The 15078-nt window shown below is 65.0% G+C and carries 12 protein-coding genes; 5 read left to right on the top strand and 7 right to left on the bottom strand.

Annotated features, from left to right (window positions below):
• The first annotated feature begins 34 nt into the window (after window positions 1-34).
• Both C2U70_RS22275 and C2U70_RS33810 read left to right on the top strand, forming a co-directional pair.
• Complete coding sequence (locus C2U70_RS22275) at window positions 35-652, top strand: flavin reductase family protein (RefSeq protein ID WP_140980563.1); 618 nt, start codon at window positions 35-37, stop codon at window positions 650-652.
• Between the two features lie 11 nt (window positions 653-663).
• Window positions 664-1389, top strand: coding sequence for an N-acetyltransferase (locus tag C2U70_RS33810; RefSeq protein ID WP_349629577.1), 726 nt, complete (start codon window positions 664-666; stop codon window positions 1387-1389).
• A 180-nt stretch (window positions 1390-1569) separates the two neighbouring features.
• Here C2U70_RS33810 and yghU read toward each other — a convergent pair whose 3' ends face one another.
• Both yghU and C2U70_RS22260 read right to left on the bottom strand, forming a co-directional pair.
• Window positions 1570-2445 (bottom strand): glutathione-dependent disulfide-bond oxidoreductase, encoded by an 876-nt coding sequence (gene yghU / locus C2U70_RS22265; RefSeq protein ID WP_140980562.1) that lies wholly within the window; start codon window positions 2443-2445, stop codon window positions 1570-1572.
• Between the two features lie 119 nt (window positions 2446-2564).
• A complete protein-coding gene (locus C2U70_RS22260; RefSeq protein ID WP_140980561.1) occupies window positions 2565-4223 on the bottom strand; it encodes a flavin-containing monooxygenase in 1659 nt (552 codons plus the stop codon).
• A gap of 261 nt (window positions 4224-4484) precedes the next feature.
• Here C2U70_RS22260 and C2U70_RS22255 point away from each other — a divergent pair, with 261 nt between their 5' ends.
• Window positions 4485-5618, top strand: coding sequence for a nitronate monooxygenase (locus C2U70_RS22255; RefSeq protein WP_140980560.1), 1134 nt, complete (start codon window positions 4485-4487; stop codon window positions 5616-5618).
• Window positions 5619-5800: 182 nt separating this feature from the next.
• Window positions 5801-7315, top strand: coding sequence for an acetyl-CoA acetyltransferase (locus C2U70_RS22250; RefSeq protein WP_140980559.1), 1515 nt, complete (start codon window positions 5801-5803; stop codon window positions 7313-7315).
• Between the two features lie 165 nt (window positions 7316-7480).
• On the opposite strand, the gene C2U70_RS22245 is transcribed toward C2U70_RS22250, so the two are convergent.
• From C2U70_RS22245 to ltnD, 5 genes are all read right to left on the bottom strand, one after another.
• The gene (locus C2U70_RS22245; RefSeq protein ID WP_140980558.1) at window positions 7481-9175 is read right to left on the bottom strand and encodes a methyl-accepting chemotaxis protein; all 1695 of its coding nucleotides are present in this window, start codon (window positions 9173-9175) and stop codon (window positions 7481-7483) included.
• 246 nt (window positions 9176-9421) lie between these two features.
• Complete coding sequence (locus tag C2U70_RS22240; RefSeq protein WP_140980557.1) at window positions 9422-11113, bottom strand: methyl-accepting chemotaxis protein; 1692 nt, start codon at window positions 11111-11113, stop codon at window positions 9422-9424.
• Between the two features lie 168 nt (window positions 11114-11281).
• Complete coding sequence (gene otnK / locus C2U70_RS22235) at window positions 11282-12571, bottom strand: 3-oxo-tetronate kinase (protein WP_140980556.1); 1290 nt, start codon at window positions 12569-12571, stop codon at window positions 11282-11284.
• Window positions 12568-13350, bottom strand: a complete 783-nt coding sequence (otnI, locus tag C2U70_RS22230) for a 2-oxo-tetronate isomerase (RefSeq protein WP_140980555.1) — start codon at window positions 13348-13350, stop codon at window positions 12568-12570. Before otnI ends, otnK begins: the two co-directional genes overlap by 4 nt.
• Window positions 13351-13365: 15 nt before the next feature.
• On the bottom strand, window positions 13366-14283 hold the full coding sequence (gene ltnD / locus C2U70_RS22225; protein WP_140980554.1) for an L-threonate dehydrogenase: 918 nt from the start codon (window positions 14281-14283) through the stop codon (window positions 13366-13368).
• Window positions 14284-14404: 121 nt separating this feature from the next.
• Between ltnD and C2U70_RS22220 the strand changes: the two genes are divergently transcribed.
• A complete protein-coding gene (locus tag C2U70_RS22220) occupies window positions 14405-15064 on the top strand; it encodes an aldolase (protein WP_140980553.1) in 660 nt (219 codons plus the stop codon).
• The last annotated feature ends 14 nt before the right edge of the window (window positions 15065-15078 follow it).

Genomic DNA, 15078 nt, shown 5'->3' with positions numbered 1-15078 from the left:
TGCGTCGAGCTGCCCAGCCCCCACTGGAGCCACCATGGAATACGCCGCCAGCGACCTGACGCCACGCGAGCGCTACAAGGTGCTAACCTCCTTCGTCCTGCCGCGGCCGATCGCCTGGGTGACTTCGGTGGGGCCGACCGGCATCGTCAACGCGGCACCCTTCAGCTTCTTCAACGCCTTCTGCGAGGATCCGCCGCTCTGCATGTTCGCGGCAAACCGCAAGCCCAATGGCGAGGACAAGGATACGTTTCTCAACATCCAGGCGACCGGCGAATTCGTGGTCAACATCGCCGATGAGCCGCTGGCGCAAGCCATGCACGAAAGCAGCGGCGATTTTCCGCCCGACATCGGCGAACCCGACTATCTCGGGCTAAAGCTTGCGCCCTCGACCAGGATCGCGGTGCCGCGCCTTGCCGACACGCCCTGGGCGATGGAGTGCAAGCTGTGGAAGCTGATCGACGTCAATGACGATCGCAAGCTGATCATGTGCGAAGGCATCCATTTCCACATCCGCGACGAGCTTTGGGATGGTGAGGCGATGCGGGTGCATATGGAGCGCTATCATCCGATCGGGCGCATGTTCGCGGACCGCTACTGCCGCACCGACGACCGCGTGGTGTTTCCGGCGGCCCAGGGTGCGAAGCGCAAATAGGGAGCGAGACGATGCCGGAAGCATTCCGCGACAATGAAGAGCGCGAGCGATTCGAGCTCGACGTCGACGGTCACGTCGCCTTCGTCACCTACCGCAAGACACCTGAGTTCATCACGCTCGTCCATACCGAGGTGCCGCCGGAGCTCGGCGGCCGCGGCATCGGCTCAAAGCTCGGCCGCGCGACGCTGGATGCGGTGCGCGCGCAGGGACGCAAGCTCTCGGTCGAATGCGACTTCATCCGCAACTACATGAAGAAGAACATCGCTTACAACGACCTGCTGGTCGAGGGCGACGACGCGCAAGTGGAGCCTGAGACGAGCTACAAGGCCGGCTGCTTCTGCGGCGCCGTCGAGGTCGAGGCCTCAGGCAAGCCCCTCTTCGCCGGCTATTGCCATTGCGCCGATTGCCAGGCGTGGTCGGCCGCCCCTATCAACGCCTTCAGCCTGTGGAAGGCCGACAGCGTCCGTGTCACCCGAGGCGAAAGCGAGATCGGGACGTTCAGCAAGACCGAGCATTCCGACCGAAAATTCTGCAAGCGTTGCGGCGGCCACGTCATGACCGCACACCCGCGCATGCGGCTAATCGACGTCTATGCCAATCTGCTGAAAGGCTACACCCACGAGCCGACGCTGCACGCGAACTACGGAAGCAAGATGGTGTCGGTGCGCGACGGTCTGCCGAAGTACCGGGATTTGCCGGCGGAGTTGGGTGGGTCCGGCGAGATGCTGCCGGATTAGGACGTCTGCCCCCTCGCCCCGCTTGCGGGGAGAGGGTTGGGGTGAGGGGGAGTCTCCGCGAGGACGGTGAGAGATGGATTCGCGGAGAGTCCCCCTCACCCGGATTGCTTCGAACGATGCTTCGCATCGCTCGGCGCAATCCGGCCTCTCCCCGCAAGCGGGGAGAGGCGAAGAAAAATCTTACGTCGCCGCGGGCTCGCCGATCTTGTCCTGCGTCTTCGTCTCGAAATCGCTGGCGTCATGGCGCTCGTGCAACTGGCTGGCGGGGTCGCCGGAGATGCGGTTGACCATGCGGCCGCGCTTCACGGCGGGACGTTTTGCGATCTGGTCGGTCCAGCGCTGGACGTTCTTGTAGTCCTGCACGGACAAAAACTCGCCGGCGCCATAGACGAGACCCTTGGCGAGTGCGCCGTACCACGGCCAGGTCGCCATGTCGGCGATCGTGTAGTCTTGGCCTGCGAGATACTCGTTGTCGGCGAGGCGGCGGTCGAGCACGTCAAGCTGGCGCTTCACTTCCATCGCGTAGCGGTTGATGGCGTATTCGATCTTGGTCGGCGCATAGGCGTAGAAGTGGCCAAAGCCGCCGCCGAGGAACGGCGCACTGCCCATCTGCCAGAACAGCCAGGACAGGCACTCCGCCCGCGCCTGGCCGCCGGTCGGCAGGAACGCGCCGAACTTTTCCGCAAGATGCATCAGGATCGCGCCTGACTCGAACACCCGGATCGGCGTCGGCCCGCTGCGATCCATCAGCGCCGGAATCTTGGAGTTCGGGTTGACGTCGACAAAACCGCTGCCGAACTGGTTGCCGTCGATCTTGATCAGCCAGGCGTCGTACTCCGCCCCACTGTGGCCGGCCGCCAGAAGCTCCTCGAACATCACGGTGACCTTGACGCCGTTCGGCGTCGCCAGCGAATAGAGCTGGAAGGGGTGCTTGCCAACCGGCAGCTCCTTCTCGTGCGTGGGGCCGGCGATCGGGCGGTTGATGCTGGCAAAGCGGCCGCCGCTCTCCTTGTCCCAGGTCCAGACTCTTGGCGGCTCGTAGGGGGCGTCGGTCATGCTGATAGCTCCAGCGCGAAATGGCGTGGGGTGATAGCTAACGACAATTGGGCACTTCGCAAGGGAGCCGGGATGCATGGCGCGATGGGCGCCCTCCCCGTTTCGTCATGACGGCGCACTCAGGATGCCGCCGCCCGCCTCGGCTGCTCCGCCCGGCCCATCACAAACCCCTCATAGCCCTTCGCGGCGATGTCGTTGCAGATCTGTCGGTAGACGCCGACGCCGCCGATATAGGGCATGAAGATGCGCGGCTTGCCGGGGATGTTGGCGCCCATGTACCAGGAATTGGCTTGCGGATAGAGCGTGCCGTGGGCGACGTCGTTGACGTGAGCGACCCATTTCTCCTCTGCGTCCACGTCCGCTTCCATGGTCGCAAGACCCTGCTCGCGCATGTAGACGAGGCAGTCGGCGATCCAGTCGACATGCTGCTCGATCGAGACGATCATGTTCGACAACACCGACGGGCTGCCCGGCCCCGTGATGATGAAGAGGTTTGGAAAGCCCGCACTCATCAGGCCGAGATAGGTCTTTGGCCCCTCCGCCCATTTCTGGTTCAGCGTTTTGCCACCGCGGCCACGGATGTCGATCCTGGCGACCGAGCCGGTCATGGCGTCGAAACCGGTCGCGAGCACCAGCGCGTCGACCTCGTGATCGTGACCCGCGACACGCACGGCATTCGCGGTGATCTCCTCGATCGGATTGGTCTTGATGTCGACCAGGGAGACGTTGGGGCGGTTGAAGGTCTCGAAATAATCGGTGTCGATGCAGATGCGCTTGGTGCCGATCGGATAGGTGGTCGGCTGCAACGCCTTTGCAGTCGCGGGGTCCCTCACCGTCTCGCCGATCTTCTCGCGGACAAAGCCGGCGGCGGTGTCGTTCGCCGTCTTGTCGAGCCCGAGATTGTTGTAGACCGACATGAAGGTGAGGCCGCCCCGCGCCCACCTTGCCTCGTATTTGGCCCGGCGCTCATTGTCGCCATCGTCGAGCGCGCCGCGGTCGGGCAGCTCGGTGTAGATGCCGTTGCGCGCCTCCCAGCGGGCAAAATGCCGGATCGCCGGATAGTTGTCGCGAAACGTCTTGCGCTCCGCGGGCGTGAGCGGCGCGTTGCGCGCGGGAATCGAGTAATTTGGCGTGCGCTGGAACACCGTCAGATGTTTCGCCTGTTCGGCGATCACGGGCACCGACTGGATGCCGGACGAGCCGGTGCCGATGATGCCGACGCGCAGACCGGTGAAATCGATCGGCTCATGCGGCCAGTTGCTGGTGTGATAGACTGGGCCCTTGAAGATATCGAGGCCCTTGATGTCGGGTTTTCGCGCGTTTGAAAGGCAGCCGGTGGCGAGCACGACGAAGCTTGCGCTGACCGTCTTGCCATCGGATGTCGTGACCGACCATGTACTCGATCGCTCGTCGAACTCGGCACGATCCACGCGCGTTTCGAACTGGATGTCGCGACGCAGGTCAAAACGGTCGGCGACGTGGTTGGCGTATTTCAAGATCTCCGGCTGCGGCGCGTAGCGCTCGCTCCAGTCCCATTCCTGCTGCAGCTCGTCGGAGAACGAGTAGGAGTACTGCATGCTCTCGACGTCGCAACGCGCGCCGGGATATCGGTTCCAGTACCAGGTGCCACCGACGCCGCCACCTTGCTCAAAAACCCGCGCCGATAACCCAAGCCCGCGCAGGCGATGCAGCATGTACATGCCGGCAAAGCCCGCACCAACGATGACGACGTCATAGGCTTCGCTGGCTTGAGAAGCCGGGCTCGACGGCGCTGACATGACTAGGCGCTCCCTCGTTCTTGGTCTTGTTTGCAGGCAGCATTCTATCGAGACAGCCAAAGCGCAAGAGGCAAAACCGCACGCGCACCTCTGCTAATTTTGCACGGCGGAATGCCTCTTCCCGCACACGGCGCCTGCACGCAAGTTACGCGTAGAAATCCGGCTTGGCATGGCCGCACGCGATGAGTTAGCGTCGCGAGCGCATTCGCCAGTCAAAGCAAGAAGAGCAGACGCACAAGCTGTCGCCGCCGGGAGAGACACATGAAATCGCCGATCTGCGAGATGCTGGGGATCGAGTTCCCGCTGTTCGCCTTCAGCCATTGCCGCGACGTCGTCGCCGCCGTGAGCCGCGCCGGCGGCTTTGGCGTGCTGGGCGCCACCGTGCACACGCCGGATACGCTCGAGCGCGAGCTGAAATGGATCGACGCCCATGTCGACGGCAAACCCTATGGCGTTGACGTGCTGATCCCCGAGAACATCTCGACCGCGGGCGAGAAGGACGTCACCTGGAAAAGCCTGGAAGCGCGCGTGCCGCAGGCGCATCGCGACTACACCAAAAGCCTCCTGAAGAAGTACGACATCGAGCTCTCGACCACGAGCGTGGCGGACAACCAGCCGCAGCCATTCGACGCCAAGACGGCGCTGCAGCTTCTCGAGGTTTCCTTTGACCATCCGATCCGCCTGATCGCGAATGCGCTCGGCGTGCCGCCAAAATCGATGATCGAGATGGGCAAGAAGCACGGCGTGCCGGTCGCGGCGCTCGTCGGCGCCAAGGAGCACGCGGTGCGCACCGTGGCAGCCGGCGTCGATATCCTGGTCGCACAGGGCACCGAGGCCGGCGGCCATTGCGGCGAGGTCTCGACCATGGTGCTGGTCCCCGAGGTGATCAAGGCGATCAAGCCGATGCGCGACGTGCCGGTGCTCGCGGCCGGCGGCATCATGACGGGCAGGCAGATGGCGGCCTGCATGGCGATGGGCGCGGCGGGCGCCTGGACCGGATCGGTGTGGTTGGCCACCGTCGAATCCGAGACCACGGAAATCTTCCGGGAGAAGATGATCGCGGCCTCCTCCCGGGACGCCGTGCGCTCGAAGGGTCGCACCGGAAAACCGGCGCGCCAGCTCCGCTCGGTCTGGACCGATGCCTGGGACCGTGCGCCGGAGAGCCCCGGGGCGCTGCCGATGCCGCTGCAGAGCATTGTCAGCCGCGACGCCTTCAACTCGATCGACCGCGCAGCCGCCGCGGGGAACGCCAAGGCGCGCGACCTCGTCAGCTATTTCGTCGGCCAGGGCGTCGGGCTGATCGACAGCGTAAAATCGGCGGGTGCTGTGGTGCAGGAGTTCAAGGAGGACTTTGCCGAGGCGGTCGAGCACATGAATGCGCTGGTTGCGGAGTGACGCTTGGCCGAAGTGGCGCCCGCGGCCCATCCTTCGAGGCTCGCCCGGCGGCGCTTGTGCGCCTCCGGCCTCGCACCTCAGGATGACGCTGCACCCGTAGCCGTCACCCTGAGGTGCCGTAGCGTAGCGAAGGCCTCGAAGGGCGACGGCGTGCCGAAGATGTAGAATGTGAAGCAAGAACAATGACCAGCTCTCATACCTTCTCAGACCGCATCCCCGTCATCGTCGGCGTCGGCGAGATCGTCGACCGTCCCAAGGAGATCACTGCGGGTCTCGAGCCGCTCGATCTCCTCGAGCAGGCGCTGCGGCGCGCCGAGGCGGATGCGGGGGCCAGGCTGCTCGGCGAGGTGCAGTCGCTCGACGTCGTCAACTTCCTGAGCTGGCGCTACCGCGATCCGGAGAAGTTGCTGGCACAGCGCCTCGGCATCAACCCGGCGCATTGCTATTACGGCCCGGTCGGCGGCGAGAGCCCGATCCGGTACTTGCACGAAGCCGCCAAGCGCATCGCGCGCGGCGAATGCACGGTGGCTGCCGTGGTCGGCGCCGAAGCACAATCGACCGCGACCAAGGCCGAACGCTCCGGCGCCAAGCTGCCTTGGACGCCGTTTGCCCACGACGTCGAGGAGCCGAAGCGCGGAGCGGCATTTCAGAAGCCGTTGGCCGTCAAGCTTGGCGTGTTCCGGCCCGTGACCGTCTATCCCTTCTACGAGGGTGCATCGTCGGCGCATTGGGGCCAGACCCCGCGCGAGGCAATGGCCGAGTCTGGCACGCTGTGGTCACGTTACTCGGAGGCGGCCGCGCAAAATCCCAACGCCTGGCTGAAACGGCGCTTTGCGCCGGAGGAGATCACGACCGCGACCGCGGACAACCGGTTGATCGCGTGGCCCTACAACAAGCTCATGGTCGCCAACCCCAGCGTCAACATGGGCGGCGCGCTGCTGCTCACCAGCCTCGCCAAGGCGCGCGCGGCCGGCATCGCCGAAGACAAGCTGATCTACCCGCTCGGCGGCGCCTCGGCCGAGGAGCCGCGCGACTACCTGTTGCGCGACCAGTTTTATGAGAGCCATCCGCAGAATGCCGTGCTCGGCGCGGTGATGGACCTCGCCGGTGGCAACGGCACGAAGTTCGATGCAATCGAGCTCTACAGCTGCTTTCCTTGCGTGCCCAAGATGGCGCGGCGGACGCTGGGCCTGGGCGCGGACGTGCAGCCGACCGTCACCGGCGGCCTCACGTTCTTCGGTGCGCCGCTCAACACCTATATGACGCATGCGGCCTGCGCGATGGTGCGACGCTTGCGCGATGGCGCCAATCTCGGCCTGCTCTACGGTCAGGGCGGCTTCGTCACCAAACATCATGCGCTGGTGGTCTCGAAGACGCCGCCGGGCGAGGCGCTGGCGCAGGACACCTCCGTTCAGGCGGTGGCTGACCGCAGCAAGCGTGCAGTGCCGGACTTCGTCACCGAGGCCGGCGGCAAGGGCAAGGTCGAAAGCTTCACCGTGCTCTATGGCCGCAATGGCGACGTCGAGCACGGCGTCGTCATGCTGCGCACGGAGGATGACCGGCGGACGCTCGGCCGCATCCCGGCGACCGACACTGCGACGCTGTCGCATCTGCTCAACATGGATCGCACGCCGGTGGGCTCGCTCGGCGACGTCACGATGGCCGCCGACGGCGTGCCGGAATGGCGGGTGGGATAGACCACAATCACAGCTCCAGTAGGGTGGGCAAAGGCGCGCTTGCGCCGTGCCGACCATCTATCCGCACGGATACAGAAGTGGTGGGCACGCTTCCGCCTCGCTCTTCGAGCCACAGCGGACTCTTTGCCCACCCTACGATTCCTGCGCTTGGAGCGCGAGAGTCCGCTAGGCTGCGCGGACGCCGGACAGGAACTTGCCGACCTCGAGCTTGAGCCGGTTGGAGTCGCGCGACAGCATCTTCGCCGCCGACAACACTTGTGAGGAGGCCGCGCCGGTCTCGGCCGCTCCGCGCTCGACGTCGCCGACGTTGGAGGAGACTTGCTGGGTGCCTTGTGCCGCCTGTTGCACGTTGCGGGCAACCTCCTGGGTCGCTGTGCCCTGCTGTTCCACGGCGGCCGCGATGGCCGCCGAAATCTCGGACAGGCGCTCGATCGTGCTGCTGATCTGGCTGATGGCGCCGACCGAATCCTGGGTCGCGCCCTGGATGCCGCCGACCTGCTGGCCGATCTCTCCGGTCGCCTTGGCCGTCTGCTCGGCAAGCGCCTTCACCTCCGAGGCCACCACGGCAAAGCCGCGCCCCGCCTCACCCGCACGCGCCGCTTCGATCGTTGCGTTGAGGGCAAGCAGGTTGGTTTGGCCGGCGATCGCATTGATGAGTTCGACGACGTCGCCGATACGGGAGGCTGCGCGCGACAGCTCACTGACACGGTCGGTGGTCGCACGGGCCTGGCTGACGGCCTCGCCGGCGATGCGCGCCGATTCCTGCACCTGCCGGCTGATCTCCCGGACCGAGGAGGCCATCTCCTCCGCGGCTGACGCCACGGACTCGACGTTGGTCGAGGCTTCCGCGGATCCGCTCGCAACGGCGGTCGCGAGCCCCTGCGCACGCTCCGCAGTGGTGGACAGCGTCGAGGCCGACGCTTCGAGCTCGGTTGCCGCCGAGGACACCGTTTCGACGATCTCTCCGATCGCGGCTTCGAAGCCATCGGCCAGCTTCGCCATGTCACCCTTGCGCTGGACTTCGCCGCGACGTTGCACGGCCTGCACCTCATCGCGACTGAACCGGATGATGGTCTGAACCGTCTGGAGATTGCGCAGCGCCTCGCCGATCTCGTCGTCGCGTTCGATGACGATGCGGTTGTCAAGCTTGTCCTGCACCAGATTGAGCATCGTCTCGTTCAGATGCTGCATCGGCGCACTGATCGCGCGCATGGTCGCAAGACCGAGGAAGCCGCACGCCGCAACGCCGATCACGGCCAGCACCGGAAGGATCAGGCCCGCCGAACCACCGGCCGAAAGCGCGCCCGCAATGCCAAGCGCGAGCACGAACAGCGCCTGGATCGACATCATGGTGACGAGACGCGCGCTCAGCGTGCGCGTGAAGACGCTGAAGCGGTCGAGCAGCGAGCGACGGCGGATGATACCGGCATCGATGCGATAGCCGTGCGGCTTCTTCTCGCGGATCGCCGCATAGACCTGCTCGGCGAGCCTGCGCTGGTCGGCGGGCAGTTTAGTGCGGATCGAGGTGTAGCCGGTGACCTGCCCGTTCTCGCGGATCGGCGATGCGGTGGCCAGGACCCAGTAGTAATCGCCATTCTTGCGGCGGTTCTTCACCGCGCCGAGCCAGGGTTTTCCGGCCTTCAGCGTGTCCCAGAGATTTCCAAACGCCTCCGACGGCATGTCCGGATGGCGGACGATGTTGTGCGGCTGGCCCATGAGCTCGTCAGACGTAAAGCCCGCGGCGGCCACGAAGTCGTCGTTAAAATAAGCGAGCTTGCCCTTGAGATCGGTCTTGGAGACGATCAGCGTTTCATCGCTAACGGGATATTCCACGTCGGTAACAGGAAGATTCTTCCGCATCGCGAGCTCCGGCTGATTTGCTCTTGCGCATATTCTCGATGACGACCCTGCATTGAATCATCCGTCCGCGAGTCTCGTAAGCCGAACTTAACCCTCGATGAAAGCGGTCACCCGTACTCTCACGGAGGCCGATCACCATGCTACCTCCAGGCGACATTGGGTTACCGACGACCGGAAAAAACTGACGCTTAGATGAATTCAGCCGCGGCCCAAGGAGCCGCGGCTGAATTGCGATAGTCTGTGGTCTCAGGCCGCGCGAACGTTGGTGAGGAACTTGCTCACCTCGGTCTTCAGGCGGCTGGAATCGCCTGACAGCATTTGCGCCGCCGACAGCACCTGCGAGGAGGCCGTGCCGGTCTCGGTCGCACCGCGCTGCACGTCGGTGATGTTGGAGGAGACCTGCTGGGTACCCTGGGCCGCCTGCTGCACGTTGCGGGCGATCTCCTGGGTCGCGGCACCCTGCTCCTCCACGGCGGCTGCGATGGCCGAGGAGATTTCCGACAACCGCTCGATGGTCGAGGAGATCTCCTTGATCGCGGAGACGGAGTCGTTGGTCGCGGCCTGGATGCCCGTGATCTGCGTGCCGATTTCGCCGGTCGCCTTCGCCGTCTGCTCGGCGAGCGCCTTCACTTCGGATGCAACGACCGCAAAGCCACGGCCGGCTTCGCCTGCGCGCGCCGCCTCGATGGTCGCATTGAGTGCCAGCAAATTGGTCTGCCCGGCGATGGTGTTGATGAGCTCGACGACATCGCCGATGCGGGAGGCGGCCTTGGAGAGCTCGCTGACACGTTCGCTGGTGGTGCGCGCCTGGCCGACGGCATCGCCGGCCATCCGCGCCGATTCCTGCACCTGGCGGCTGATCTCGCCGACCGACGAGGCCATCTCTTCGGTCGCCGATGCCACCGACTGCACGTTGGTGGAGGCTTCTTCCGACGCGGCAGCGACCGTGGTCGCCATCTGCCGGGAGCGGTCGGCGGTCGCGGTCAGCGTCGAGGCGGATGCCTCGAGCTGGGTCGAAGCCGACGACACCGTCTGCACGATCTCGCCGATCATGGTCTCGAATTCGCGAGTGATGTTGTCGACGCGGCGACCGCGTTCGATCTTGGCTTCGGCGTCGGCGGCAGCGGCTTCGTCCGCCACCTTCTTGGCGACCAGCGCTTCCTTGAAGACCTGGAGCACGTCGGCCATGGATCCGATCTCGGTCTTCTCGCCCTGATGCGGGACTTCCGCCGTGAGGTCGCCCTTGCCGAGCGCCTGCATCGGCTCGATGATCGAGTTGATGCCGCTGGAGACGTCGCGCACCAGATAGATGCTGACGCCGATGCCGATCACGACGGCCGCGCCGAGGATGATCGAGACCAGCATGAAGGCGTAGTAGAAGCTGTCGGCCGCATCTTGCGCAGCCTGGTTGGCGCCCTTGTTATTGAGCTCGATGTCCTTGGTCAGGACCTCGTCCGCCTGGAGGCCGATCTTGTTGACCGTCTTGGTGTTCAACTCCTGCGCCTCATGCGGGACCTTGCCGGCCTCCTTGCGCGACAGCGCGAAGACTTCTTCAGTCCCCTTCTTGTACTGATCCCAGAGCTTGATCCAGTCGTTGTAGAGCCCCCGCTCCTCCGGGGAGGTGATCATCGGCTCGTAGGCCGTGCGAGACTTGGCCAGCGCCTCGAGGACGATCCCGGCGGTCTTTTCGTTCGCCAGCTTTTCGTCGAGGGTCTCGGACAGCATGTGCTGACGGACCACGTTGCGATAGGTGATGACGGCGGCACGGAGCTCGCCGAGCACGCGCACGCTGGGCATCCAGCTCGTGGTGATGTCTGTGGTGTTCGCATTCATGGCCCGCATCTTCATGACGGCGAGCAGGCCCATGCCGGTCATCGCAACCAGCAGAAACGCCACGACGCTGATGATCTTGGCGCGGATCGAAATTTTGGCGAACATTATCGGGATCTCTTTATGCTGGCGCGGCCGCGCATCCGGGAATCTACGTCTCAACCACAGGGAGTAGCGCCGACATCCATCACCAAACCAAATGAGCAGATGTCAACTGCGACTCCGTACGAGTACGGAACCCTAAAGAGATGAACAGGGAACTAAAGAGCCCTGCACTCAGCGCATGAGCCTAAGCGCGTCGGTGAAAAACTCTGGTCCGCCGAAATTGCCTGATTTCAAGGCAAGCAACATTGCACTTTCCTTGGCACTTTCTTTTGCACCGACCGCACGCAGCACCGGGACTCCCGCAGCGATCTCCGCGCCGACGAGGAAGCCGGGAATTTTTAGACGATCGACAACGGCGCCGGACGTCTCGCCACCGGCGACGACCAGGCGGCGCACGCCGGATTGCACCAGGCCGTCGGCGATGTCGGCCATTGTCTGCTCGATGGCGTGGCCGGCAGCGTCACGGCCGTAGCGCGCCTGCACGGCGGCGACGGCCTCCGGCGTTGCGCTCGAAGCAATCAGGAGCGGGCCGTCAGCCAAACGCGGCTTTGCCCAGGCCAGCGCGCGCTGCGCCTCGTCCTTGTCCGTAAAAATACGCGTCGGATCGAGATGTAACACCGGCATGACACGCTCGGCATTGGCCATCTGCTGCAAGGTTGCCTGCGAGCAACTTCCGGCGAGACATGCGGCGGGACCGCCGACCGGCGCGCCCGCCTCTGCATTTGTCGCGCTGGACTTCACCTTGCCCGAGGAGACCAGCGCACGCGCCAGACCAAGCCCGATGCCGGATGCGCCGACCGACAGCCGATGGCTGCCCGCGACGAGGCCGATGGTTTCGAGGTCGCGGTCGAACACGGCGTCGATGACAGCCGCGCCGATGCCCTTGGCCGCGAGATCGGACAACCGCAAGCGGACTGCGTCGACGCCGCGCGTCACGGTCGCGAGGTCGACGAGGCCGACACTGGTCCTGCTCTGGCGCGCCAGCACGCGCACCAGGTTGGAATCATGCATCGGATTGAGCGGATGGTCTTTCAGCGGGCTCTCGTTGAGCGGCACGGCACCGACGAAGAGATTGCCCTGGTAGACGGTGCGTCCGGTCTCCGGAAAGGCCGGCGTCACCAGCACGATCGCCTCGCCGCAATCCTCGCGCAACGCGTCCATCACGGGGCCGATATTGCCGGCGTCGGTGGAATCGAAGGTCGAGCAGATCTTGAACAGCACATGCGAGGCGCCGCGGCCGCGCAGCCATTTCTCGGCGGCGCGCGAGCGCGTCACCGCAAGCCCCGCCTCGATCGAGCGGCTCTTCAGCGACACCACGACGGCATCGACCTCGGGAAGAGCGAGGTCATCAGCCGGCACGCCGATGGTCTGCACGGTGCGAAGACCCGCGCGCGTCAGCGTGTTGGCGAGATCGGAGGCGCCGGTATAGTCGTCAGCGATGCAGCCCAGCGCGAGTGTCACGACCGTGCTCCGGCGTAAGGCTTGAACCAGGCAAGGCCATCGGTGGTCTTGCCGCGCGGATTGTATTCGCAGCCGACGAAGCCTGAATAGCCGAGCCGGTCGAGCTCCGCGAACAGGAACGGATAGTTCAGCTCCTCGCCGTCGGGCTCGTTGCGCGAGGGAATGCTGGCGATCTGGATGTGGCCGATGATCGGCATCATCTCGCGCAGCCGCATGGTGACGTCACCATGGATGATCTGGCAGTGGTAGATGTCGAACTGCAGTTTCAGGTTCGGGATTCTCAGCTCCTCGACGACGTCGCGCGCGAAGCCGAAGTCGTTGAGGAAGTAGCCGGGCACGTTGCGTGGGTTGATCGGCTCGATCACGATGTCGATGCCGTGCGGCACAAAGAATTCGGCGGCCCACGCCACCCCCTTATAGAACGCCTCGATCGCGAGACGATCGCCGCGATTGGCCATGCCGGCCATCAGATGCAGGCGCTTGACGCCGGTCGCCTTGACGTAAGGCAGAGCCGTCTCCAGGCTGCGCTTGAGATCGTCGAAGCGCGCAGGCAGCGCCGCAAAACCCTTTTCGCCGGCGTTCCAGTCCCCGGGCGGCAGGTTGAACAGCGCCTGCGTCAGGCCGTTCCGCTTGAGGCGCGCGCCGACCTCGTCGGCCGGATGCTCGTAAGGGAACAGGAATTCGACCGCGGTGAAGCCGGCTTTCGCGGCCGCATCGAAGCGGTCGAGGAACGGCACCTCGTTGAACATCATCGAGAGATTGGCGGCAAAGCGCGGCATCGGATTGTCCTCTTCTTACTTGTCGCCGGGCAGCTTGACGCCGGTCACCTGCGCATACATGCGCGCCACCGAGGCGTCGTCGTCGCGGCCCATGCCCGCGGCTGCCGTCATCAGGAACATCTGCAGGGCTGCAGCCGAGACCGGCACCGGAAAGCGCGCCGATCGCGCCATGTCCTGGATGATGCCGAGGTCCTTCACAAAAATCTCGACCGCGCTGCGCGGCGTGTAGTCGCCGTCGAGCACATGCGGCATGCGGTTCTCGAACATCCAGGAATTGCCGGCCGACGCGGTGATCACCTCATAGACCTTACGGATATCGAGGCCCTGCTTGGCGGCAAAGGCGATCGCTTCCGAGGCGGCGGCGATGTGCACGCCGGCCAGGAGCTGGTTGATCATCTTGAAGGCGGCGCCCTGCCCCGCGGCATCGCCGAGCTCGTAGAGCTTTGCCGCCATCGCATCGAGCGCGGGACGCGCCTTCGCAAAGGCGGCCGGGCTGCCGGAGGCGAGAATCGTCAGTTCGCCTTGCGCTGCACGCTGCGCGCCACCGGAAATCGGCGCATCCAGATAATGCCGGCCGGTGGCCTCGAGCTGTTTTGCGAGGCGCCGCGCCACGTCGGGGTCCATGGTCGCGGACGAAATGAACACGCTATCCTTGGCCATGGTCTCGGCGGCGCCGTCCTTGCCGAACAGGACGCCTTCGGTCTGCGCGGCGTTGACGACCACGCTGACGACGATGTCGGCACCCTTGGCAGCCTCCGCCGGCGTCTTGGCGCCTGCGCCACCGTCCTTGACGAAGCGTGCGACCGCGTCGGCCGAAACGTCGCAACCGGTCACCACATGGCCGGCGCGCTTGAGCGACGTCGCCATGCCAAATCCCATCGAACCCAGTCCGATGACGGCGATGCGCTGGTTACTGGTGGTGGAGGCAGACATGAAGGCTCTTCCCTTGGAACATTCCCTGACCGGCCGCTCTGAGGCGGCCTCTTGACCCGAATAACACGCCTTGGCCGCGCTGCCAAAGCGTGAGACAAGGCGGCAACAGGATACGCCCGCCATGAGCAGCGAGACACGACTTCGCGAAGATATCTGCCGCTTCGGCCGCTCGCTGTTCGAGCGCGGGTTGACACCGGGTTCATCCGGCAACATCAGCGTGAAGCTGGAGGACGACGGCTGGCTGGTGACGCCGACCAACGCCTCGCTCGGCTTCCTCGACCCGGCACGGCTGTCGCGGCTTGATGCGAACGGCAAGCTCCTGTCCGGCGACGCGCCGACCAAGGAAGTGCCGCTGCACACGGCGCTCTACGACACCCGTGAATCGGCGCGCGCGATCGTGCACCTGCACTCCACCCACTCGGTCGCGCTCTCGATGCTGCCCGAGATCGACCCGCGCGCGGCGTTGCCGCCGATGACGGCCTACTACATGATGAAATGCGCCCCGACCGCGCTCGTGCCCTATTACCGCCCCGGCGATCCCGCGGTCGCGGATGCGATCAAGGGGCTGGCCGGAAAGTACTCATCCGTGCTGCTCGCCAATCACGGCCCGGTGGTCGCCGGCGACACGCTGGAGGCGGCGGTGTTCGCGACCGAGGAGCTGGAGGAGACGGCGAAGCTGTATCTGCTGCTGCGTGGGATGAACCCAAGGTATCTTTCGCCGGAACAGGTGAAGGATCTTGTGAAGACGTTTGGGCTGACGCTGCCGGAGCATGACCACTAGCCACACGCACTGAC

Origin of the sequence: Bradyrhizobium guangdongense (assembly GCF_006483445.1) — a bacterium.
In the GTDB taxonomy this organism is placed as follows: domain Bacteria; phylum Pseudomonadota; class Alphaproteobacteria; order Rhizobiales; family Xanthobacteraceae; genus Bradyrhizobium; species Bradyrhizobium guangdongense_A.
This window is presented reverse-complemented; position numbering and strand designations above follow the sequence as displayed.

Excerpts from the sequence above, each read along its gene's own strand:
- C2U70_RS22275 (WP_140980563.1), top strand. The coding sequence starts at position 35 with ATGGAATACGCCGCCAGCGACCTGACGCCACGCGAGCGCTACAAGGTG.
- C2U70_RS33810 (WP_349629577.1), top strand. The coding sequence starts at position 664 with ATGCCGGAAGCATTCCGCGACAATGAAGAGCGCGAGCGATTCGAGCTC.
- yghU (WP_140980562.1), bottom strand. The coding sequence starts at position 2,445 with ATGACCGACGCCCCCTACGAGCCGCCAAGAGTCTGGACCTGGGACAAG.
- C2U70_RS22260 (WP_140980561.1), bottom strand. The coding sequence starts at position 4,223 with ATGTCAGCGCCGTCGAGCCCGGCTTCTCAAGCCAGCGAAGCCTATGAC.
- C2U70_RS22255 (WP_140980560.1), top strand. The coding sequence starts at position 4,485 with ATGAAATCGCCGATCTGCGAGATGCTGGGGATCGAGTTCCCGCTGTTC.
- C2U70_RS22250 (WP_140980559.1), top strand. The coding sequence starts at position 5,801 with ATGACCAGCTCTCATACCTTCTCAGACCGCATCCCCGTCATCGTCGGC.
- C2U70_RS22245 (WP_140980558.1), bottom strand. The coding sequence starts at position 9,175 with ATGCGGAAGAATCTTCCTGTTACCGACGTGGAATATCCCGTTAGCGAT.
- C2U70_RS22240 (WP_140980557.1), bottom strand. The coding sequence starts at position 11,113 with ATGTTCGCCAAAATTTCGATCCGCGCCAAGATCATCAGCGTCGTGGCG.
- otnI (WP_140980555.1), bottom strand. The coding sequence starts at position 13,350 with ATGCCGCGCTTTGCCGCCAATCTCTCGATGATGTTCAACGAGGTGCCG.
- ltnD (WP_140980554.1), bottom strand. The coding sequence starts at position 14,283 with ATGTCTGCCTCCACCACCAGTAACCAGCGCATCGCCGTCATCGGACTG.
- C2U70_RS22220 (WP_140980553.1), top strand. The coding sequence starts at position 14,405 with ATGAGCAGCGAGACACGACTTCGCGAAGATATCTGCCGCTTCGGCCGC.